The sequence below is a fragment of the Nitratireductor soli genome (genome assembly GCF_001050155.1).
In the GTDB taxonomy this organism is placed as follows: Bacteria; Pseudomonadota; Alphaproteobacteria; order Rhizobiales; family Rhizobiaceae; genus Nitratireductor; species Nitratireductor soli.
Map to the genome: position 1 here is coordinate 1 of NZ_LFVY01000029.1, position 20,504 is coordinate 20,504.

A 20,504-nucleotide genomic window follows, 5' to 3' on the forward strand; every position below is an offset into this window, starting at 1 on the left:
AATCGGGAACATCTCAGGGGAGCAGGTCATTCTGTCCGCACGTTCCGAAACGGTTTGCAGTGTCCGTCGCGTTGCGGCGAGGTCGTTTTCCGAGATTCCGTGTTCCAATTCGCCGGTGATTTTCATAACGGAGGCACGAACGGGCTCGAAGATATCCGAACCCTTCTTTGTTGCCACAAATCTCTCGCCGGAGCTTTCCACCAAGCCCTTGCCAATCATCGACTCGATCAGGTTGGCGGGGCTTCCGTCCGTGACGCGTCCCTTGTCGATGGCAGTGGCGAGTTGTTCATGCGTCAGCGGTCCGCCACTGAGGAACGTCAGCACCGCCCATTCGGAGAAAGTGATGCCGACCACGCGCAACCTGGTTTGGAGCAATGCCTGAAGCGTCCGTTCGGCTTTGCCAAGGTAACGAGTCAAAGGTTCTGCGTTTGTCATGACTGGTCTCCCATCTTTTGGTGATACTGAATCAATGCCTTCAGCACATTCGTGAAGCCTCTTGCCATCTCTCCCTCGGGTTCGCCGAGCGGTTTGGTGAGTTCGCGGTCCAGTTTTCGTACGGCATCCCTGGCAGCAACCACACGCTCGCGACCACCTTCGCTCAATGCCAGCCTGACAGCACGGCTGTCTGCTGGGTCCGGCATCCGGATGAGATTGCCAGCGCTCTCCAAGGACCGGATTAGCTTGGATACGTAGATCGGTGTCAGTCCGACGAAGTCCGCCAGTTCGCGCTGTGTCGGTGCCGCCGCGTGCTCTGTCATGGCGTGCAGCGATGCGAGCACGGAGTATTGCGCGTGTGTCAGGCCGTAGGGTGCGACGGTGCGATCCACTTCCGTTCTCCATCGTGTGGACAGATGCCAAACCAGTGAACCGATTGTGGGATTCCGCGCTTCCATAATTACACTATACATGACGACCATGTCTATGGCAACTATCTTGTACATGTGTTCCGGGTGCACCGCCCGACGCCGATGAACCGTCTATGTTGATTTCCGCTGAGAACTGCTCTGACTCATATTTCCTGCTGTTGCGGGTGGCGTTTTTGCTGATTCACGGGAGGATCAGCTTATGCAACATCGATTTCAGCGCGCGAGCCTCGCGCCAGCCGGCTTTGCGGTAGATGAAGTGAAGGTTGTAGCGGAGAGCGTTCGAATTCGGCTGCGATCGCGCCATCCCTCGGGAACTTGTCCGGACTGCGGACGGCAAAGCCGAAGGGTGCAGAGTCGGTATGTACGCCGGCCCGCGGACCTTCCGCTCGGCGGTCGGCGAGTAGAGTTGACGATCATGGCGCGTCGGTTCTGGTGTGATGCCGTTCTGTGCGTGCGGCGCATCTTTTGCGAACAGTTTGATGGCGGCGTATTGGCGCGTTATGGTCGGCGCACCCAACGGCTGGAGACGATCGTTCACCACCTGGGTTTGGCGCTCGGCGGCAGACCGGCCGCGGCCTTTGCCAACCGCCTTATGATGCCGGTGAGCAACGACACACTGTTACGGGTGGTTCGTCGAGGTATTGCTGATCAGAAAGATGAGCTCACTGTCATAGGTATTGATGATTTTGCCTTCAGGCGCGGCCAGACCTACGGAACGATCGTTTGCGATCTGGAGCGCCGGAGGCCTGTCACCCTGCTGCCGGATCGTGCGTTGGAAACGTCTCGGTCATGGCTTGCCCGGCATCAGTCGATATCGATCGTCGCTCGCGATCGGGGCGGCGGCTATGGCGAGGCCGTCGCAAAAGCTTTGCCCGATGCTGAGCAGGTCGCCGACCGTTGGCACCTGATGGAGAATTCCAGCCGGGCATTTCTCGATGCAGTCGGTAAGTCCATGCGCCAGATCAGGCAGGCGGTAGGCAGCAATGTCGTTGATCCCACGCTGCTGACTTACGCGGAACAGCTGCAGTACGAGGGATATTTACGCCGCCAGGAGACGAATGAGGCGATCCGAGAACTGTCGAAAAAAGGAACCTCAATTCGGCAGATTGTACGGCAAACCGGTCATAGCCGGAAGCTCGTCCGCGATGTGTTACGTGGCCAGCGCCTCGATGTCTTCCGGACACGGCCCAGCTCTCTGGATAGCTGGCTGCCGTGGCTCAACAGCCGTTGGGAAGAAGGGGCTCGAAACGCCTTAGCACTCTAGCGTGAGATAAGAGAAAAGGGCTTTCCAGGGCAAAGCGGTGTCGTGTCGCAATGGGCGCAGCGCCGACGTTTGGCAGAGAGAAGGCCAACCGGAGTGGGCTTGCGCGAACACCATCGGCAAGGATCATCGCCCGATTGATGACTCCCACACGCGATGACCTGGCAAAATCCGAGGCGATCTTGGTGGCGGCGATCGAAGTGAACGTTCCGGAGCTGGTTGTCGCGCGCACGGCCATTGGCGACTTCCAATCCATGATCCGCTCGAAGACAGCCCATAAGCTCGATGGCTGGCTTGAGGTAGCCAAGAACAGCCTGATTGGATCTTTCGCCGGCGGTGTCGAAAAGGATATCGACGCGGTTCGAAACGCCATTATCTCCCCTTGGTCGAACGGGCAAACGGAAGGTCAGATCACGCGCCTGAAACTCATCAAACGTCAGATGTATGGGCGAGCAAAACTCGATCTGCTACAGGTGCGGATCGGCGCATTGTAGGAACTGCACGTCAGCAAAAGTGCGTCAGAGCCCCTTTTGGATGAAAATTACCCCTCAAACGGGGTCCCTATTCCACGAAGGATCACATTCTTCGATGACTGAGGCCCGGTTCACAAGCCTAGCTCGATGTTGGGACTGAACCCATGCACATCCACCCATCGCTGACGAACGCTGTCAAGTTTTGGACGCTCTTCCAGCGCTTTGTCGGTGGGTCGGTCACGCCCCACTGATCGAGCCGGCCGGGTGGCCATGTCCAGTCATCGGGGCCGCGAGGCACGTAGGTCTCGTCGATCTGCAGCACCTCGGCGGTGAATTCGAGCGGCAGATCCTCCGGTCCAATGAAATAGACGAAGGCGTTGTCGCCCGGCCCGTGCCGCCCCGGCCCCCATTCGACCGGGTGGCCGGCGTCGCGCATGCGGCCGCCGCCGCGCATCATGGCGTCGAGGTTCTTCATTTCGAAGGCGATATGATTGAGCGTCGTCAGTCCGTTGGCGCCGACGACGACGGAATGGTGATCCCTGCCGCAGCAGAAGAAGCGGTTGACTGTGGTCTCGTCGATCAGCCGGAAGCCGAGGCCTTCGATCAGCATGCGTGCCGTCGCGTCGCGGTTGGCCGAGTTCAGGTTCACATGGGTGATCTTCACCGGCGCGTCGGGATGGTCGAGCGGGGCCGCATGGTCGGCTACCTCGGCGGTCACCGCGATACTGCGGCCCTCGGGATCGCTGAAGCCGAAGCCGTAGCCGCCGCCGGGGCGGTCGAGCCCGCGCGGCGTCTCGCAGGCGAGGCCGGACGCGGCGATGCGGGCGTGGATTGCGTCGATAGCCGGCCGGTCGTCGGCGGCGAACTCGACGCGCCGGATCGCGCGGCGCGGGCCGGCGCGCAGTTCGACGATGTGATGGTGGCGGCTGGCGCCGCGCAGGAACACAGCGTTCTTCACCGGACCAACGGGCTCAAGCCCCATAGGCCCGGTGAAGAACGCTTGCGCCGTCGCAAGGTCGGTGACATCGAGCGCGACGCTGCGGATGCCCGTGACGCGCGCCATCAGCTTCCAGCCGGCGCCGCGGTCGCCTTCTCGTCCGCGATCGGGTTCGCGAGCGTGCCGATGTTCGATATCTCGACCTCGACGCGGTCGCCCGGCTTCATCCAGACCGGCGGCTTGCGCGCTGCGCCGATGCCGCCGGTGGTGCCGGTGGCAATGACGTCGCCCGGATAAAGCGGCGTGATCCTCGAGATGAAGGCGATGAGGTCCGCGACGGAGAAAAGCAGGTCCGCGGTTTCGGCGCGCTGCATCACCGCGCCGTTGAGGCGGGTTTCGAGCGTGAGCCTCGCGACGTCGCCGACCTCGTCGGGGGTCACCAGCCAGGGGCCGAAGGCGCCCGAGCGCCAGAACGTCTTGCCGGCGAGGAACTGCGTGGTCTGGCGCTGGTAGTCGCGTACCGAGCCGTCGTTGAAGCAGGAATAACCGGCGACGTAGCCGAGCGCATCCTCCGCGGCGACATGGCGGGCGGTGCGGCCGATGACGATGGCGAGTTCGCCCTCGAAATCGTATTTGTCCGAGACGAGTGGGCGCAGCATCTCCTCGCCGTGACCGACGAGCGAATCGGGATAGCGCGCGAACAGCATTGGATGAGTCGGCGTGTCGCGCCCGGTCTCGAGGATGTGGGTGCGGTAGTTCAGCCCAATGCAGATGATCTTGCGCGGGTCCGGGATCGGCGGAAGGATCGTGACTGCGTCGAGTGCGATATCGGGTGAGCGCCCGGATGCGGCGTCGGCAAGGGCGCTGATGCCGCCGGCATCAAGAGCGGCGGCGAGCGTCGGCCAGGCCCCGAAGCGCCCGGACAGGCTGACGATGCCGTTGCCGATCACGGCGCCGTAGCGGACCTGTCCTTGTGTGCGGTAGGTTGCGAGTTTCACGCGGGTATCTCCGTGGACATGGCGGCCTGCGCGGCCGTTGTGACTGATGGCGGGCGGGTCGGCCCCGCCGTGGTCGGCCCCCCGTGATCCCCTCACACTTCGGCGAGGGCCACCCCGGCATTGGCCAGGAACGGACCGGCGGCCTTCTGGGGCAGCGGTTTCATGACGTCCTGCGACAGAAGGTTGCCGACGCCTTCGGAAATCCTGGCCGCGGCGGCGCGCACCAGGTCCTTGTCGCGGCGGGAGATCTCGCGGCCCTGGTCGGCCTGGACGAGGCAGATGGCGCCGACCACGTTGCTCTTGCCGTTGAACAGCGGCACGGCGGCGCAGACCACGCCTGGATCGATGGCGCCGTGCGAGAGGCAGATGCCGGCGCGTCGGATCTCGGCCAGCTTCTTCTTGAACTCGGCCCATTCATTGCCAAGGCCGCCGGCGCTGATCTCAGGCCGATGCTCGAGGAACAACTTGACGAGCTTGCGTTCCGGCAGATTGGCGACGATGGCGCGCGACGTTGAAGACGAGAACAGCGGTAGGGTCCGGCCGCGCGAATGGGTGACGCGAAGCGGCGAGGATTCGGGTTCCTGATGCGTGCAGATGATGCGTTCGCCATAGAGGCTCGACAGCGTCAGGATGCCGTCGCCCACCTCCTCGATGGTGCTCAGCATGATCGACTGCGAGACGGCGAGCAGCGGGTCGCAGACCCGGATTTGCCGGTCGAGTTCGATGATGCGGGGGCCGAGCACGAACCGGCCGCGGCCGATCGGCATGAGCAGCCCCGAATCGCTGAGTTCCTTGACATAGCGGTAGGCCATCGACCGGGAGAAGGAGTGCGTCTCGATGATGTCCTCCAGCGTCCAGATTGGGCGCTCCTCGGTAAAGAGGTCCAGGACGCTCAACAGACGTTCGAGACTCGACATGAACTCCTCCTCAAATCCTTTCGCTACCGCCATTGGCAGCTGAAAGGCCTGTCGCAGGCCGCTGCCCCAGTTCTGCACCCGCTGAAACAGAGCTGCAACCGGGAACGCCGCCAATCCACGCATTTGTCATAATCACTGATGCGATTAAAATGTCAATATATGAGATTTTTGTAAACTGCGTTTTATAAACAAAAAATGATGTTGATCTATTATGCGACCACTGTTAGCGTAACCGTAATGTGAAGTTCAGCGCGCTTGGGAGGGCCTGTCATGAACGAGACCAGAACCCGCATTCAATCCGCATTCACCCGTCGTACCATGCTCCGCTTGGGCGGCGGCCTGGCACTCGCCGCCGGCGCAAGCCTGTCGGCTCCGGCACTGATCGGCGTGCGTGCCCAGGCGCTCAAGCCGGTCACGCTGACGTTCCAATGGTTCGCCAGCGGCGCTTATGCCGGCTACTTCCTCGCCAAGGATCGCGGCTTCTACGCCGAGCGCGGCCTCGACGTGACCTTCAAGCATGTCATGGGCAACGCGCTCGCCCTGCAGCAGATCGTCGCCGGCAATTCGGATTTCATCCATGCCGACTATATCCAGATGCTGCAGCTTCACAGCAGCGAGCCGACCGCGCATCTGCGTGCCGTCGGCGTCATCGCCGAGAAGCTGGCGCTGTCGCTGTTCTACCTCAAGGACAAGGGCATCAACGAGCCCAAGGACCTTGAGGGCCGGACGATCGTCGATTCACCCGGCTCGACCGCCCCGTTCATCTTCAAGCTCTTCGCCGACGCAAACGACATTGATGCCTCGAAGGTGAACTGGACCAACGCCGCCGGCGCGGCGAAGGTCGCCGTCATGCTCAACGGCCAGGCGGACGCGGTGGCGATCTATCTCAATTCGCGGCCGAGCATCCTGTCGAAGCTGCAGCCCGGCCAGGACATCGGCTGGTTCACCTTCGGCGACCGTGGCGCCAACATCTACGGCGACGGCATGATCACCTCCGACAAGTACCTGCAGGAAAACCGCGAGACGGCGGAGGCCTTCGTCCAGGCTTCGGCGCGCGGCTTCGAGGTCGCCTTCGAGGATCTCGAGGCGGGCGTCGCGCCGGTGGTCGCGGCCGCGCCCGAGCTCAACAAGGACATCGCGGTCAAGGAGCTCGAGATCGCCCGCGAAGTGGCCATTGGCCCGGCCCAGAAGGAGCACGGCATAGGCTACATCGAGCCTGCGAAGATGAAGGCGAGCTACGACGCCGTCGTCGAACTTCTCGGCGCCAAGATCGAACGCCCGGTTGAGGACCTTTTCGCCAATTTGGTGTGAGGGGCGACGGGACAGGCGTGGAGTGTGGGCCGGGGCCAGTGTCGCGATGCGATGGGTCCGGCCCGATCCCTCGATGAAGGCCCGGTGAAGGATAGTGACGTGCCGATGCAGTCAATGAACCAGTTCAGACTTGTCGACAACGATCCGGTCGAGGCCGCGGGCGCGGCGCCGCTGGTCAGGCTGCGCGGCGTCGGCAAGGTCTTTCCGGGCCGCCGACGCGGCCAGGCGAGCGTCGAGGCGCTCTGCCCGACCGATCTCGATATCCGACATGGCGAGTTCCTGACGATCGTCGGCCCGTCGGGCTGCGGGAAATCGACGCTCCTGTCGATGATCGCCGGCCTGATGGCGCCGTCGAGCGGGGAGCTGACGATCGGCGACGCACTCGTCGAGGGCCCGCATCCCGGGCTCGGCATCGTGTTCCAGAAAGACCTGCTGCTGCCTTGGCGGACTGCTCTCGACAACGTGCTGATCCAGGCTGAGGTACGAGGCCTCAGCCGAAAGGTGCACACGGCGCGCGCGATGAAGCTCCTCGAACTCGTTGGTCTCGGCGGTTTTGAAGGGTTCTATCCGCACGAACTGTCGGGTGGCATGCGGCAGCGGGTCGGCATCTGCCGTGCGCTCCTGCACGATCCGTCGCTGTTGCTGATGGACGAGCCCTTTGCGGCGCTCGACGCCATCACCCGCGACCAGATCGCCGTCGACTTCCAGAATTTCTGGCAGTCGGACAAGCGCACGGTCGTCTTCATCACCCACAACATCGCCGAGGCCGTCTTCCTCGGCGACCGGGTGCTGGTGATGACGGCGCGCCCAGGCCAGATCGCCGACGTCATCGACATAGACCTGCCGCGGCCGCGGCGGCTGACCTTGCGCGAGGCGCCGGAATTCACCCGCTACACGGCGCATGTGCGCGACGTGTTCATCAAACATGGCGTTCTGCGAGGCTGATCATGAGCGACGTCACCCATCTCCACGGCAAGGACGCGGCGGCCGATCCGCAGCCGACGGCAGGCGCCGCGCAGCAGGACCGCGCCGCGCAGCTTGCCCGGCGGCTCTATCCCGTCCTCGCGATCGCACTTTTCCTGATCGTCTGGGAACTCGCTGTCGCCGCCTTTTCGATCACACAGCTGATCCTGCCGGCGCCGAGCGCCGTCTTCGGCGACATCGTCGCCAACCGCGACATGTACATGTCGTTCTCCGTCCCGACGCTGGTCGAGGTGCTTGCCGGCTTCGCGGTGGCGGCCGTGGCCGGGATCGCGCTCGCCGTCGCCGTCTCCTTTTCCGGCTTCATGCGGCGCACGCTCTATCCGCTCCTCATCTCCTCGCAGATGGTGCCCAAGATCGCCATCGCGCCGGTGCTGATCATCTGGTTCGGGACCGAGCTCGAGGCCAAGGTGCTGATCACCATGCTGATCGCCTTCTTTCCGATCATGGTGGCGACGATGGTGGGGCTCGCAGCGGTCGACGCCGACATGGTGCGGCTGTTCCGCTCGATGGGAGCAGGGCCTTTCCGCACCTTCACCAAGCTGCGCCTGCCAGCGGCGCTGCCCAACATCTTCGCCGGGCTGAAGCTCGGCATGACCATGGCGCTGACCGGTGCGATCGTCGCCGAGTTCGTCGCCTCGAACCGGGGGCTCGGCTACTACCTGCTCTACGCCAACGGCCAGCTCAACACGACCGGCGTGTTTGCCGCGCTGTTCATCCTCACTGCCATGGGCGTCGTCCTCTACTACGCGGTCGAAGCGGTGGAACGCATGTTCATTCTCAATTCGCTGTCCAAGGACACCGACCCCGGACAGGCGACGATCTGAGTTTTCACCCTGGCATTTCCGCGCCGCGGCGACGCGGAGGGAAATCCGCGCCGAAGTTTTCAAAGGAACCGTCATGACCCAGATCTCGCTCGCCCAGGCCGACACCATCATCGACACGGCCATCGCAACCCGCAAGCGGGAGGGTTTCGCCGCGCTCACCGTCGCCGTGCTCGACCCGGGCGGCCATCTCGTGGCGATGAAGCGAGAGGACGACAGCGGCATCCTGCGCGCCGACATCGCCACCTCCAAGGCCTGGGGCGCGCTCGGCATGGGCTTCTCCTCGCGCGAAATCGGCGCGCGCGCCGCCAAGGCGCCGGCCTTCTACGGCGCGCTGGTCGAGGTCGCGCGCGGCCGCCTGGTGCCCGGTCCGGGCGGCGTGCTCGTCTATGACGGCGGGGGCATGCTCATCGGCGCGGTCGGCATCTCGGGTGACAGTGGCGACAATGACGAGGTCTGCGCCATTGCCGGCATCGAGGCTGCCGGGCTCAAGCCCGCCCGCGACACGCGCTGAAGCTCAACACCATGGCGGAGCCAAGACATGACCGTACCTGACATCACCACCGTGCCGCCCGGACCGAAGGCGAAGGCCGTCCTCGACACCGTCCGGCGGCTCGAAGCGCGCACCACAGCGACTTTTGGCATGAGCCCGGAACCGGCCGTGCTCGAAAGCGGGAAGGGGGCGACGCTGACCGATGTCGACGGCAACGTCTTCCTCGATTTCGTCGCCGGCTTCGGCGTGCTCAACACCGGCCACGGCCACCCATCGGTGATCGCCGCGATGAAGGCGCAGGTCGACAAGCTCGTCCACGTGATGGGCGCCGCCAACCCGACCCGCACCGCACTCATGGAGGCGCTCGCGGATGCCGTGCCGGGGGAGGGCGGCAAGCGGATCCTCTTTGCAGCCGGTGGCGGGGAGGCGGTGGACATGGCGCTGCGGTTGGTGCGCGAAGTTTCCGGCAACTACGAGGTGCTGGCCTTCTATGGCGCCTATCATGGCCGCGGCCAGGGCGCGATGTCGCTGATGGGGCGGCGCGCCGGCAGGAAGGATATCCTGCCGATGCTCGCCGGCGCCAGCCACGTGCCATATCCCTATTGCTACCGCTGTCCCTTCGGCAAGAAGCTTCCCGACTGCGGGCTCGCCTGCGCGCAGTTCATCGAGGATAAGCTCAAGGGCCAGTCGACAGGGATCGCGGCGCCAGCGGCGATCTTCATCGAGCCGGTGCAGGGCAATGGCGGGATGATCCCGGCCCCGGTCGAGTTCATGCAGGAACTGCGCCGCATCTGCGACGAGACCGGTGTGCTGCTCGTTTCCGACGAGGTGATGAGCGGCTTCGGCCGCACCGGACATTTCTTTGCCATCGAGATGTCCGGCGTCGTCCCCGACGTGCTCGTCGCCGGCAAGGCGCTCGGCGCGGGACTGCCGCTCTCGGCGGTGGTCGCGCGCGCCGATCTCGTCGATGACCAGATGCCCAACCGCGATTCCTCGACGCTTGCCGGCAATCCAGTCGCCGCCGCCGGCGCGCTCGCCACCATGGCCGTGATCCGCGACGAGGGATTGATGGCGAACGCCGCCGATGTTGGCGCCTATTTCCGCGACGGGCTCACGGCGCTTGCCGAGCGCCACGAGATGATCGGCGACGTCCGCGGCGCAGGCCTGATGCTCGGCTTCGAACTCGTTGCCGACCGCGCCACCAAGGAGCCGTTGTCCGGTTCAACTCGGCGCATCAACCAGCTCTGCAACGCCGAGGGGCTGATGCTCTATCCGGCTGGCGGGCATTTCGGCAATGTCGTCGGCTTCCTGCCACCGTTGATCATCGACCGCGGAGAGGTCGATACCGCGCTGGAGATCATCGACCTGGCGCTGACGCGCTACGCAGCCGAGCGGCGCGGCGAGACGGAGGGCGCGGCATGAGCCCGGACGATCTCTGTTTCCTGCCGGCTTGGCGTCAGGCGGAACTGATCCGGGACGGTGAAATCTCGGCGGTCGAACTCGCTGACGCCGTGCTCGCCCGCATCGAAAAGTTCAATCCGAAGCTCAACGCCTTCGTGCTCACCTATCCCGAGCGCACCCGCGAGGCGGCGCAGGCAGCGATGCGTTCGCTGAGGAATGGCGCGCGCGGCGGCCGGCTTACCGGCGTGCCGGTGTCGATCAAGGACACCTACTGGATTTCCGACCTGCCCATGCGCTTCGGTTCGCGGCTGATGAAGGACCATGTGCCGAAGGAGGATTCGCCCGCCGTGACGCGGCTTGCCGCCGCCGGCACCGTCGATATCGGCAAGACCAACACGCCGGAATTCGCCTGGCGCGGCTCGACCGACAGCCCGCTCTCCGGTCCGGCGGCCAATCCGTGGAATTTCGCCATGACGCCGGGCGGCTCGAGCGGCGGGGCCTCGGCTGCGGTCGCCGCCGGCCTCGGCTCGCTGGCGCTCGGCTCGGACGCTGCCGGCTCGATCCGGATTCCGGCGAGCTTCTGCGGCCTCGTCGGCTTCAAGCCCACATTCGGGCGTGTGGCGATGTTTCCACCGGCCGGCGGCAACGAGCTGGCGCTGCACGGCGGGCCGATGACGCGCACCGTGCGCGATACGGCGATGATGCTCGACATCATCGCCGGCCCCGATCCGCGCGACCCGTTTTCGCTGCCACGCCGCGAGGGTGAAAGCTATTCCGGCCTCGAGGCGAGCGTGAAGGGCTTGCGCATCGGCTGGTCGCCCGATCTCGGCTTCGCCGAGGTGGAGCCGGAGACGATGGCAATCGTCGCCAGTGCGCTCACCGCCTTCACTGAACTAGGCGCGGAGGTCGACGATGCCGGGCTGGCGCTCGACGACCCGTCCTGGATCCTCGACACGCTCTTCGGAGGCGCGGCGGGCGGCGCCCATGGCGGACGCCCGGCCGAGGAGAAGGCGCTGATGGACCCGGCGCTCGTCGCCTATGCCGAGAGAGGCCGGGCGATCGGCATCGAACGCTACATGAAGGCAATCATGGCGCGCCAGGCGCTGGTGCAGAAGCTGGTGCGCTCTTTCCAGGGCTTCGATCTCCTAGTCACCCCGACGGTAGGCGTGCCGGCGTTCCCGCTCGGCAAGGTCAATCCCGACACGATCAATGGCAGACCCACCGCCCATCTCGGTTGGTCGCTGACCTATCCGTTCAACTGGAGCGGCCAGCCGGCGATCAGCGTGCCAGCCGGTTGGACGAAATCAGGTCTGCCGGTCGGCCTGCAGATCGTCGGCCGCCGCTTCGAGGACGCACAGGTTCTCGCCGCCGCCGCCGCCTTCGAAGCAGTCCGGCCCTGGATCGAGCGGCGGCCACCCTCCGTGGCCACCTAACTGGCCGACTGGCGTCGGCGGACGATCGCCAACCTATGTTCGCGACGGTCGTCACGCGGCAAAATTCCTTCGCGGCGTGAACACTCGTCGGGCCTTGTGGCGTAGGGATAGGGGCGTCGTCTGATGGGGATCAGGCTGGTCCGTCATCAATATAGCCCAATGCGCTGAAACCGACATTCTTAATGCCTTGGTTGGGATGTAGGCATTCTGAGGGAGGAGCGATATGAGCCAGGTGATTACGCCGGAGGATGTGCCTCGGTTGCTGGCGGGCGAGGTTACCGTTGACAGTTCCCCGCTCGGCTGGGAGGGGCTGAAACTGAGGAGATCCAGCACGCCGCTCCAGAACATCCAGTTTCCGATGATGTGTGACTATGCGTTTCTTTCCTATGGATCGCGCCCGGCGGAATTGCACCGACGCACCCTGGGACACTGCACGACGACTTCGGAATAAGTTTCGACGAGATCGCGCAAACGCTTGGTCGAGGCACCACCGCATGCCGCAGCGTGCGGACAGGGCACGAGCGCATGTGCATGACGCCCGTCCACGTTTCAGCGCGACGAACGAGGAAGGGCTCGAAATTGCGGCCGCTTTTTTCGCGGCGTCTAGGACCGGCGATATGGACACTCTGCGCAACCTGTTGGAGAAAAACGTCGTGGTCTATGCGGATGCAGGAGGCAGGGTCGCCGCGCCGACATCTCCAGCGACAGGAATCGGTGCCGTGTTAAGCCTCTTCAAGGCGCCGGCCTGCTGCTTCGTTCGATCTCCGTCGCGCTTGATCAGATAACCGATACCTATCAGGAGGCTCAATCCAGCAAGGGCCTGGTTGGAACTGTTCCTACGCTAATTTCTCAAGCCACCACGCCAGTTCTTCGAGCAAACGGTCGAGTGAGGTGTTCAAGTGCGGGAAATCGTTCAGAATGGCCTTGCCTTGCGAGACTGCCAGGTAAGGCTCCATGGTTACATGCACAGCATTTCGTATCGGCAGCATCTGGAGCTCGATGACGATTGAGCGCAGGTGCTGAATCGCATATGCGCCGCCGACGCCACCATAGCCAACAAAGGCGACCGGCTTCCGGCGGACCTCGCCGCCAAGATAATCGAGAGCATTCTTGAGAACTCCCGGAATGCTTCGGTTATACTCCGGTGTGAGGATTATATAACCATCGAACCGCCGCATCGTCCGCACCCATACTGCAGCGGCTTGAGAGGTTACGGGACCAATCGTTGGAGGGACCTGTTCGTTGAAGAACGGCATCGGAAACTCGTTGAGGTCCAGGACTTCTATGGGCATCTTGAACGCCTTCGCCCGGTCTTTGATCCACCGGCAGGGATGATCGGCGAAGCGTCCTGTACGTGTTGAGCCTATGGCGAGGGCCACTTTCTGGTGCATGGCTCAATCCTCCTGTCGGAGTGCAGCAATCAGGAAGGCTGCGCCGGCAGCAGCTGTTAACATTGCCGACGCGGAGAAAACGCCAAAGCCGGATGCAGATAGCACCGTCGCGGTAAGCGGTGCGGTAAACTGAGCGAGAAACAGACAAGTTGCAGCGATGCCGACAGCACGGCTGCGACTGCGGCCTACAGCTGCGCGAGCGACAATGCTGTTGGTCGCTGGCAGCAGCATCCCTACGCCGATGCCTGAAAGCACCATTCCCACCAAGGTGGCTGAGTAGTGGAGATGTGTGACAAGGCTCTGGCCGGCGGAGATCACCAGTAGCGACACGCCCAGCAGCGTTGCCGGGCGGGCAAGCCCACGCACAACACCGAAAAGGGCGCCGGTTACACCTCCGGCGAAGGTGCAGACTGCCAGTGCGAAGCCTGTCCACGCCGGAGTGGAATCGGTCATCACGTCCAATGCGAAGGGCAATTGAACGGGGATCACGTAAAACAGGTTGGCGCCAAGAAAAAGCGCGGTACAGCCGTGAGCCAGGCTGCGCCAGTCGGTGTGCCCGTGCCGTTCGGCCTCTTTTTTTGCCGCCGGGAATGGCTGCGCCAGCAAAGGAAGGATCAAAAGACCGATGAGATACACTGCGAAAGTGATCCGCCAACTATAATCGGCAAGCAGCCCGCCTGCGAGAAGCAGCGCCATTCCGCCGAATGACGTGGCTGCAGCCTGCAAACCGAGCACCCATTCCCTCTCGCGGCCTGTAAAGTTTTGTCCGATGAGCACCATGGTTGCGGTTAGTAGCGCGGCGACGGCGATCCCCAGCGCTGCGCGTCCGATGATGAGGTGCTCAATGCCGATCGCGAACATACCGCTGACGCCTGCGAAGGCGAAAAGCAGCGCGCCAAGCGCGAAGGTCCTAGAAAGTCCGAACCGATTGATGACGCTGCCGAAGAGCGGAGCTGAAGCTGCTGTGAACGCTGCTGGGATCGTCAGGACGAGTTTGGAAAGCAGTTCGGACTGAGGGCCCGCAAACTCTGCAGCGATATCCGGAAGCGCGGCCGTGATGGCGGTGCCGGACATCGCCGTGAGACAGCTGCCTCCGACGACGAGAGCTAGGAGCGAGAAAGGTACCCGAGCGAGCGGCATCTCCCGTTCGATCGATCTTTCAGTATGCATATGGAACCCCGGGGCAAAAGCATTGGCTCCACACGCTCGCTTAGTCTACAATCATGCGGTAGATAGCAATTTTGAACATGTTTGGTTCTGTATTTAGACAATGAGGTTTGATGATCTCGCTCTTTTCGTTGCCGCGGTCGATCGGGGCGGATTCTCAGCCGCGGCGCGTGCGTTGGGATTGCCAAGATCGACGGTGAGCAAACGGGTCGCCGAATTGGAGCGCTCGATCGGAGCGCTCTTGATCCAGCGCACCACTCGCCGCTTCCAATTGACCCATGCCGGAGAACAATTCTATCGGCACGCCGCCGCCGCGATGCTCGAAGCTGCTGCCGCGCAAGAGGCAGTCGAGAATCTTCGCACAGAGCCGGCGGGGTTGGTAACGATCAGTGCATCTTGGACATCGATGACGATCGGGCTGTCGAAGGTGCTCAACGAGGTTGCGGCGCACCACCCCAAGCTCAGGCTGAAAATCTCTCTCACCAATCGTTTCGTTGATCTTGTCGGAGAGGGCGTCGATATCGCCCTGCGGGCCCACCAGGACGAGTTGGCAGACTCTGATCTCGTACAGCGTCGCATCGGCTTCACGCGAAATTATGTGGTTGCTTCTCCCGAATATCTGGCCACCTCCGATACACCTGGACATCCGGACGAGCTGATGCAACACGCGATAATCCACGGTGATACCCACGTCGATAGACCGGTCTGGTCCTTCCGCACACCGCTATTGTCAGTCCGATTGAACACCAGGATTGTAGTGGATGATCCACTGCACGCATTGAGCGCTGCCCTCTCCGGTCTAGGGATCGCAAATTTGCCGGAGGTTCTGTGCCGGTCGGCGTTGAACCGCGGAAACCTGATGCGACTGCTGCCGGAATGGGATGCAGGCGGCGCTCATCTTTCGCTGCTCACGCCCACGCGGCGCGGTCAATTGCCGTCAATAAGGGCGGTTGCAGACGCTATTGCTTCGGGCCTGGTAGCCGCCGGCGAAGGGCCCAACCTGCACTGAACACGTGTTACGTTACTTCCCGCTCGAGAACGGTCCCACCTCGGTGCTGGCATTTCGCGGCAAGCCGGAGAAGAGCAGCGTCGAGACGGCGAAGAACTCTCTCGCGGCAGGAGGGGGCATGCTCCTCCTCACGGATGACCAGGACATCGCCCTCCGAAATGCCGTCCACGGTCTCGATCAGTTCAGTGCCGGCCACCATGCGGCCCAAAGTGACCGGCTGTCGGCGGATCGTTCCGTTGACGATCCTGAAAAGGAAGGCGCGGTCTTCCTCCCGCATGATGCCGGTCACAAGCACGGCAAGCACGTTGTCATAGCTGGCGACACGCACGGAACCGTAGCTGTCATCACGAGTTTTACGTGCCCAGTGTTTAGGCGCAGTTTCCAGCGTATTATCGCCGGCCATTTTCGGCGTGGGCTATGCTGCTTGGTCGGGTACGTGAGAACCCTCATTTTGTAGTGCTGTATTCAATCAACGCGGTTGCTTGCTCTGCCAATCGCCCTAGCGGTACGCCGCGACTGTCGCTCGAGCGGCGTTAGCAATGACAGCAGCACGTAAATCGTTCGAAGCGGTGGACTCCGCGACGAAGACCGATATAGCGATCTTGCCACCATCCGGCGCGGTCAGAATGCCGACGTCGTTCGTGACACCGTTGACACCATCGAGCGTTTGGCTGGTTCCCGTCTTGTGGGCCACTGTCCAGGTCTTTGGTGTACCGGCGCGCAGCCTGTCCGGGAAAGTCTTAGTCCTTGCCATCACATTGAGGAAATTGCGTGTTGAGGCGGGCGACAGTAGTTCTCCGGTAGCGAGCGCGGACAGGAATGCCGTCATCCCGCGCGGCGTTGTGGTGTCGCGCTCATCCTTCAGATACGCCGCGAAAGCTGCCTTCTTGTCAGCATCCGAGACGCGCTTGCGCGCTTCTTCGAGACGATCGGGGTAGACATAATCGGTCTGCCAGCGCAGACCCGTTGTCTCCGTCTGGAGCTCGCGCTCCGTGCGGTCAATGCGAATTCCTTTGATCCCCGCTCCATCTAGCAAGGACTGTACGGCTTTAGCGCCACCGAGCTCCAAGATGAGGACGTCCGTAGCGGCGCTGTCGCTCTCGATCACGGCGCGAGCGACCAGGTCGCCGATGGTTGTCTCAAAGGAGCCCTGTTCAGCGACGATATCCGCGATGGGCTGGATATTGACGCTCAGATCCTCCCGCTGGATGACGATCGGGTCATCCAACTTCAATCTCCCATCGTCGACGGCGCGCATGACTGCCACGCCCACCACGACCTTCATGACGCTTTGCAAGGAGAATCGTTGATCGCCATTTACGCAGATCGGTTTCAAGCTGGCGTCCTCAACGCAGATGCCCACGCGTCCGGGGTGTTTGTCGGTGAGCGCTTGCAATTGAGCCTGAAGGCGCGCGGGATCGGAAATGCTGCCGGCCTCGGCCTGCGTTAATAGCGCGAACATCATTGCCGCTCCGAAGGTCGCAACGGAAAAAATTCTGAGTCGGTAGTGCAAAGAGCTGCCTCCAAGGTTGGCGTGCAGGGAGCTTCGTAGCCGCGCAGATTCTGTACAAGCAGATCAAGACGATCATCCACATCGAAGTCGGAGGTCGCCTGTCAGACATTCACGAACTTGCACGGCGCGCGCCTGGTCAGTCGATAAACCGACGCAGGTGGTACATTAAGCAACGCGCGGTCGAGCAACGTCGCCTTAAGCCCAAGCCTGTCGAGAACCGGGCGAGGCACCGGGCACCGCATGCTGTAGGTGAATTGATAGAAGGCGGCGCCAGATCGCATGTAACTGAAGGCGCCGCCAACGATGGAGACGATGTTGCGCGTCGACATGTTCAGAAGGGGCAAGCCGCTGATCACAGCACCGACGGGAGCGCCCTCAAACAGCCGGCTATTTGCTAGCCGGCTAGCATCCATCCAGAGCACGCGGGCGCCAGGAAATCGCATCTGCAGCAGCTTCACAAAGTCGCAGCCGTACTCGATTAGCGTGAGATCTTCCTGGGGCACGCCGCGCTGCAACAGCTTATAAGTGAATGCCCCGGTGCCTGGCCCTAGTTCGATAATGGGGCCAGACGATGCGGTAATCTCTCTGGTGATCAATTCCGCCAGCGCGGGGCCAGACGATGCAATTGCACCAACGCGGCCGGGCGCAGACATCCAGGCGAGAAAGAAAGAGAGAAGGTCTTTGGACATGGCGACTCCGGACTAATCCTGGGTGTGTGCGAGATGCCGCGCGGCTTGGATGAGAATCATTCTGATCGCTGCAAAGTCGCTGTCCTGCATTGCGACAGCATTACGCCTTGCCGGATGCGGCGGGAAAGTCGCCATCCAAGGACTGCTTTGTATGAGAGATCGCGTCTGCGATCGTTCGTGGTGCGACGGCGCGCCAGCGGAGCTACCGCGCAGTTGAGATCGATGGAAGCGTCATTCTGAAGTGCGCGCCGCCATCTGGCCCATCGAGCACGGCCACCTCGCCGCGATGCAGGCGCACAATCTCGCGGACGAGGTTGAGGCCAAGCCCGGCGCCGCTATGGAGCGGCCGCAACCGATAGAACGGCTCGAAAACTTGCTCGCGCTGATCCGGTGGAATGCCGGCACCCTGATCGATGACGTCGATGGTGCCGGGTGCACTCACACCGATGCTGATCGTGCCACGGCGGCCGCCGTGCTGGATCGCGTTTTGCACTAGATTGATGAGTGCGCGCTCAATCGCCCCCTGATTGCCGAATACTTCGACGCACGCAACCTCGGACTCGAACGAGATGTCATATCCGGCGGCAATTGCAATGGGCGCAAGATCGGCAGCGACGCGGTGTCCGATCGCAACAAGATCGACACAGTTGAAACAGGGTATGCTCTGATCGAGGCGCTGAATATCGAGCAATTGCTCAGCCAGGATTGCCAAGCGACCGACATCTTCAAGCAGGCGGATCTTTTCAGGACCCTGCGGCAGGGCGTCAAGCCGTGTGTTCAGGATGGCGATCGGCGTGCGAAGTTCATGCGCTGCATTGGCGACGAAGCGCTGGTGTCGGGAATAACCTTCATCCAACCGCTCCAGTGCGTCGTTGACCGCGTTGACCAGTGGCGCAACTTCGGTCGGGATGCGCCCCGCAGGCAGGCGTGCGCCGCGTCTGCCGATCTCGATCTGTCGCGCCTCTTCGGCCGCTTCGTCGAGCCCGGCAAGCGCGCGACGTACGACCATCGGTGTGGCGATCAGGGTGGCAAGGGTCATTAGCAGAAGGCTCGGAAGAACAAGGCCCAGGAAAGCAAGCGATGTTGCCAGCGCGGCCTTGCCGGGCGACATTCTGCCTTGTGCCGCCGTAATGATCTGTACATTGCCTGCGGCGCTCTCAACGCGCTTGAGCCGTGCGGCAGGTTTGCGCGGGTCGTCTTGCAGAAGCTGCCAGCCGAGCCGGGCCTGGCTGATTTGATCGAGGGCGTCACCAATCCGCCCGAACTCTGGCGGCACCATTCCTTCCGACAGGACATGTCCCTGCCGGTCCCTGATAATGAACCAAAGGTCGGGAGCCTCGGCTCGTAGCTCCGCAAGTTCGGGCGTCGAACGCAAGGCAAGCCCGCCAGCGGGATTGTGTTCAACGGCCTTCCGCAGTACGTCGATGGCGCCGTCTTCATCGCGCTCAGCGAGCAGAAGACCGGTGCCCCAGAGCGTGCCGACGACCAGCAGCGCGAGAGCAGCAGACAGCGCAGCTTGCAGCGGCACGAGCCGCCAGACGAGTCCGGGGCCAAGACTCGGCGCGGATGACGGCGTCATCGTGAATGTTTCAATAGGTACCCGACACCGCGGATATTGTGAATTTCAACACCGGCCTGCGCCTCAGTGAGCTTACGGCGAAGCCGGGACACGTGAGTGTCCAGCGCGTTCGACTGGATCTCATCATCGAAACTGTAAACCGCTTCCTCAAGCGAGGATCGCAATACGGTGCGGCCAATGCGCCGCAGCAGCGTCTCAAGCACGAGCAGTTCGCGTCGCGGCAGTTGAAACGGGCGTCCCTCGACGCTGGCCTCACGATGGGCGAGATCGAAGGCGAGGCGGCCGACCCTCAGCAGATCACACTGCATGCCGGCCGGCCGTCGAAGGACGGCACGCAAGCGTGCCACCAGTTCGTCAACGGCGAAGGGTTTTGCCAGGTAGTCGTCGGCGCCATGATCGAGCCCGGCTACCCGGTCGACCAATTCGCCACGCGCGGTCAGGACGATGATGGGAATGCCGACTGCCCGCGCGCGGAGTTTTGGAATGAGAACCAGGCCGTCACCATCCGGGAGCTGGCGATCGAGCAGCACGGCGCGATGGACATCTGCGGAAATAGCTTCTTCGGCTTGAGCGAGAGTCGGCACATGGTCGACGACCATGTCGTGACCTTTCAGGGCTGCAGAGAGCGCCACAGCCATCTCCGGTTCGTCCTCCACCAGCAGGATACGCATGTGGTGCACTCAATGATGATCGATGCCGATCTCTAGAGACCCTACATTGCGGCTACATTACGGAGAGTATGGTTTCTTGGATCGCCCTGATAAGCCGGTTTTCCGTCATCATTGATGAGTGCTAACCGCACCATCCCAGTGCGTTGTAGACCGAGGTCTTGCCAATGCCGGAAACAATCTTCATTGGATACTTTTGAGAACTTTGTCTGCTCTATGCTCCCCTCATGATGGTCACGTCTGGATAAGCGCAGGGCTCACTCCGGTGAATCCGAAGAAGACCTTGTGGCGCGTTGCGCAAGCTCGCTGGAAGATCTGATCGAGCGCGAGTCGGCAGAAGTCCGTCATACTTCTTCTTCCAGTTGAAGTAGGTCGCCTGGCTGATCTCCGCCCGGCGACAGATCTCAGCGACGGAGATCCCGTCGGCTCCCTACTTCAGAATAAACGCCTTCTGCGCGTCCGAGAACTTCGATGCCTTCATCGCCTTCCGCTCCTCCCAGCCAAGGGATGTTACCGCGGAAAAATCCACTTTCGAACGGTCCAGTTTTCAGGGATCAGAGCATCGATCATGCATTAAGACTGAAACTGGACCA

Annotated in this window: 20 protein-coding genes and 2 pseudogenes; 9 read left to right on the forward strand and 13 right to left on the reverse strand. The window is 62.5% G+C overall.

Going from position 1 to position 20,504, the window contains the following annotated elements; genetic code table 11:
- The coding region (locus tag AB843_RS24210) for a MarR family winged helix-turn-helix transcriptional regulator (protein ID WP_157384601.1) at positions 1 to 435 on the reverse strand (435 nt) is incomplete at its 3' end.
- Entirely contained in the window at positions 432 to 827 is a 396-nt protein-coding gene (locus AB843_RS24215) for a MarR family winged helix-turn-helix transcriptional regulator (protein ID WP_206412964.1), read from the reverse strand. The genes AB843_RS24215 and AB843_RS24210, both read right to left, overlap by 4 nt.
- Positions 828 to 1,065: 238 nt before the next feature.
- Between AB843_RS24215 and AB843_RS24220 the strand changes: the two are divergent.
- A pseudogene (locus tag AB843_RS24220) lies at positions 1,066 to 2,621 on the forward strand (ISL3 family transposase).
- Between the two features lie 118 nt (positions 2,622 to 2,739).
- Here the strand turns inward: AB843_RS24220 and AB843_RS24230 are convergent.
- The 3 genes from AB843_RS24230 to AB843_RS24240 form a co-directional block, all read right to left on the reverse strand.
- Positions 2,740 to 3,663, reverse strand: coding sequence for a VOC family protein (locus AB843_RS24230; RefSeq protein WP_048649495.1), 924 nt, complete (start codon positions 3,661 to 3,663; stop codon positions 2,740 to 2,742).
- Positions 3,663 to 4,535 carry a fumarylacetoacetate hydrolase family protein gene (locus AB843_RS24235; RefSeq protein WP_048649496.1) on the reverse strand — a complete coding sequence of 291 codons (873 nt, stop codon included), beginning with the start codon at positions 4,533 to 4,535 and terminating at the stop codon, positions 3,663 to 3,665. The genes AB843_RS24230 and AB843_RS24235 overlap by 1 nt, the downstream gene beginning before the upstream one ends.
- 92 nt (positions 4,536 to 4,627) lie before the next feature.
- Positions 4,628 to 5,452, reverse strand: coding sequence for an IclR family transcriptional regulator (locus tag AB843_RS24240; protein ID WP_162230657.1), 825 nt, complete (start codon positions 5,450 to 5,452; stop codon positions 4,628 to 4,630).
- 270 nt (positions 5,453 to 5,722) lie between these two features.
- On the opposite strand from AB843_RS24240, the gene AB843_RS24245 reads away from it, so the two are divergent.
- From AB843_RS24245 to AB843_RS24275, 7 genes are all read left to right on the forward strand, one after another.
- A complete protein-coding gene (locus AB843_RS24245; RefSeq protein WP_082144006.1) occupies positions 5,723 to 6,763 on the forward strand; it encodes an ABC transporter substrate-binding protein in 1,041 nt (346 codons plus the stop codon).
- A gap of 105 nt (positions 6,764 to 6,868) precedes the next feature.
- Complete coding sequence (locus AB843_RS24250) at positions 6,869 to 7,708, forward strand: ABC transporter ATP-binding protein (protein ID WP_244468082.1); 840 nt, start codon at positions 6,869 to 6,871, stop codon at positions 7,706 to 7,708.
- Positions 7,709 to 7,710: 2 nt separating this feature from the next.
- Entirely contained in the window at positions 7,711 to 8,571 is an 861-nt protein-coding gene (locus tag AB843_RS24255) for an ABC transporter permease (protein ID WP_048649500.1), read from the forward strand.
- A gap of 73 nt (positions 8,572 to 8,644) precedes the next feature.
- Positions 8,645 to 9,082, forward strand: coding sequence for a GlcG/HbpS family heme-binding protein (locus tag AB843_RS24260; protein WP_048649501.1), 438 nt, complete (start codon positions 8,645 to 8,647; stop codon positions 9,080 to 9,082).
- 27 nt (positions 9,083 to 9,109) lie between these two features.
- On the forward strand, positions 9,110 to 10,483 hold the full coding sequence (locus AB843_RS24265; protein ID WP_048649502.1) for an aspartate aminotransferase family protein: 1,374 nt from the start codon (positions 9,110 to 9,112) through the stop codon (positions 10,481 to 10,483).
- Positions 10,480 to 11,895 (forward strand): amidase, encoded by a 1,416-nt coding sequence (locus AB843_RS24270; protein ID WP_048649503.1) that lies wholly within the window; start codon positions 10,480 to 10,482, stop codon positions 11,893 to 11,895. Before AB843_RS24265 ends, AB843_RS24270 begins: the two co-directional genes overlap by 4 nt.
- Positions 11,896 to 12,118: 223 nt before the next feature.
- The gene (locus AB843_RS24275; protein ID WP_048649504.1) at positions 12,119 to 12,346 is read left to right on the forward strand and encodes a hypothetical protein; all 228 of its coding nucleotides are present in this window, start codon (positions 12,119 to 12,121) and stop codon (positions 12,344 to 12,346) included.
- 385 nt (positions 12,347 to 12,731) lie between these two features.
- On the opposite strand, the gene AB843_RS24280 is transcribed toward AB843_RS24275, so the two are convergent.
- Both AB843_RS24280 and AB843_RS24285 read right to left on the reverse strand, forming a co-directional pair.
- A complete protein-coding gene (locus tag AB843_RS24280) occupies positions 12,732 to 13,286 on the reverse strand; it encodes an NADPH-dependent FMN reductase (protein ID WP_048649505.1) in 555 nt (184 codons plus the stop codon).
- A gap of 3 nt (positions 13,287 to 13,289) precedes the next feature.
- Complete coding sequence (locus tag AB843_RS24285) at positions 13,290 to 14,456, reverse strand: MFS transporter (RefSeq protein ID WP_048649506.1); 1,167 nt, start codon at positions 14,454 to 14,456, stop codon at positions 13,290 to 13,292.
- A 100-nt stretch (positions 14,457 to 14,556) separates the two neighbouring features.
- Here AB843_RS24285 and AB843_RS24290 point away from each other — a divergent pair, with 100 nt between their 5' ends.
- Positions 14,557 to 15,462, forward strand: a complete 906-nt coding sequence (locus AB843_RS24290; protein WP_048649507.1) for a LysR substrate-binding domain-containing protein — start codon at positions 14,557 to 14,559, stop codon at positions 15,460 to 15,462.
- Between the two features lie 7 nt (positions 15,463 to 15,469).
- Here the strand turns inward: AB843_RS24290 and AB843_RS24295 are convergent, their stop codons facing one another.
- The 6 genes and pseudogenes from AB843_RS24295 to AB843_RS25805 all read right to left on the reverse strand — a co-directional run.
- On the reverse strand, positions 15,470 to 15,865 hold the full coding sequence (locus AB843_RS24295) for an efflux RND transporter periplasmic adaptor subunit (protein WP_157384603.1): 396 nt from the start codon (positions 15,863 to 15,865) through the stop codon (positions 15,470 to 15,472).
- 96 nt (positions 15,866 to 15,961) lie between these two features.
- The gene (gene bla / locus AB843_RS24300) at positions 15,962 to 16,927 is read right to left on the reverse strand and encodes a class A beta-lactamase (RefSeq protein ID WP_048649509.1); all 966 of its coding nucleotides are present in this window, start codon (positions 16,925 to 16,927) and stop codon (positions 15,962 to 15,964) included.
- A 149-nt stretch (positions 16,928 to 17,076) separates the two neighbouring features.
- A complete protein-coding gene (locus AB843_RS24305; protein WP_048649510.1) occupies positions 17,077 to 17,664 on the reverse strand; it encodes a class I SAM-dependent methyltransferase in 588 nt (195 codons plus the stop codon).
- Between the two features lie 202 nt (positions 17,665 to 17,866).
- The gene (locus AB843_RS24310) at positions 17,867 to 19,243 is read right to left on the reverse strand and encodes a sensor histidine kinase (RefSeq protein ID WP_048649511.1); all 1,377 of its coding nucleotides are present in this window, start codon (positions 19,241 to 19,243) and stop codon (positions 17,867 to 17,869) included.
- The gene (locus AB843_RS25240; RefSeq protein WP_082144007.1) at positions 19,240 to 19,914 is read right to left on the reverse strand and encodes a response regulator transcription factor; all 675 of its coding nucleotides are present in this window, start codon (positions 19,912 to 19,914) and stop codon (positions 19,240 to 19,242) included. Before AB843_RS25240 ends, AB843_RS24310 begins: the two co-directional genes overlap by 4 nt.
- Before the next feature lie 316 nt (positions 19,915 to 20,230).
- A pseudogene (locus AB843_RS25805) lies at positions 20,231 to 20,392 on the reverse strand (transposase); the annotation flags it as partial.
- Positions 20,393 to 20,504: the final 112 nt, after the last annotated feature.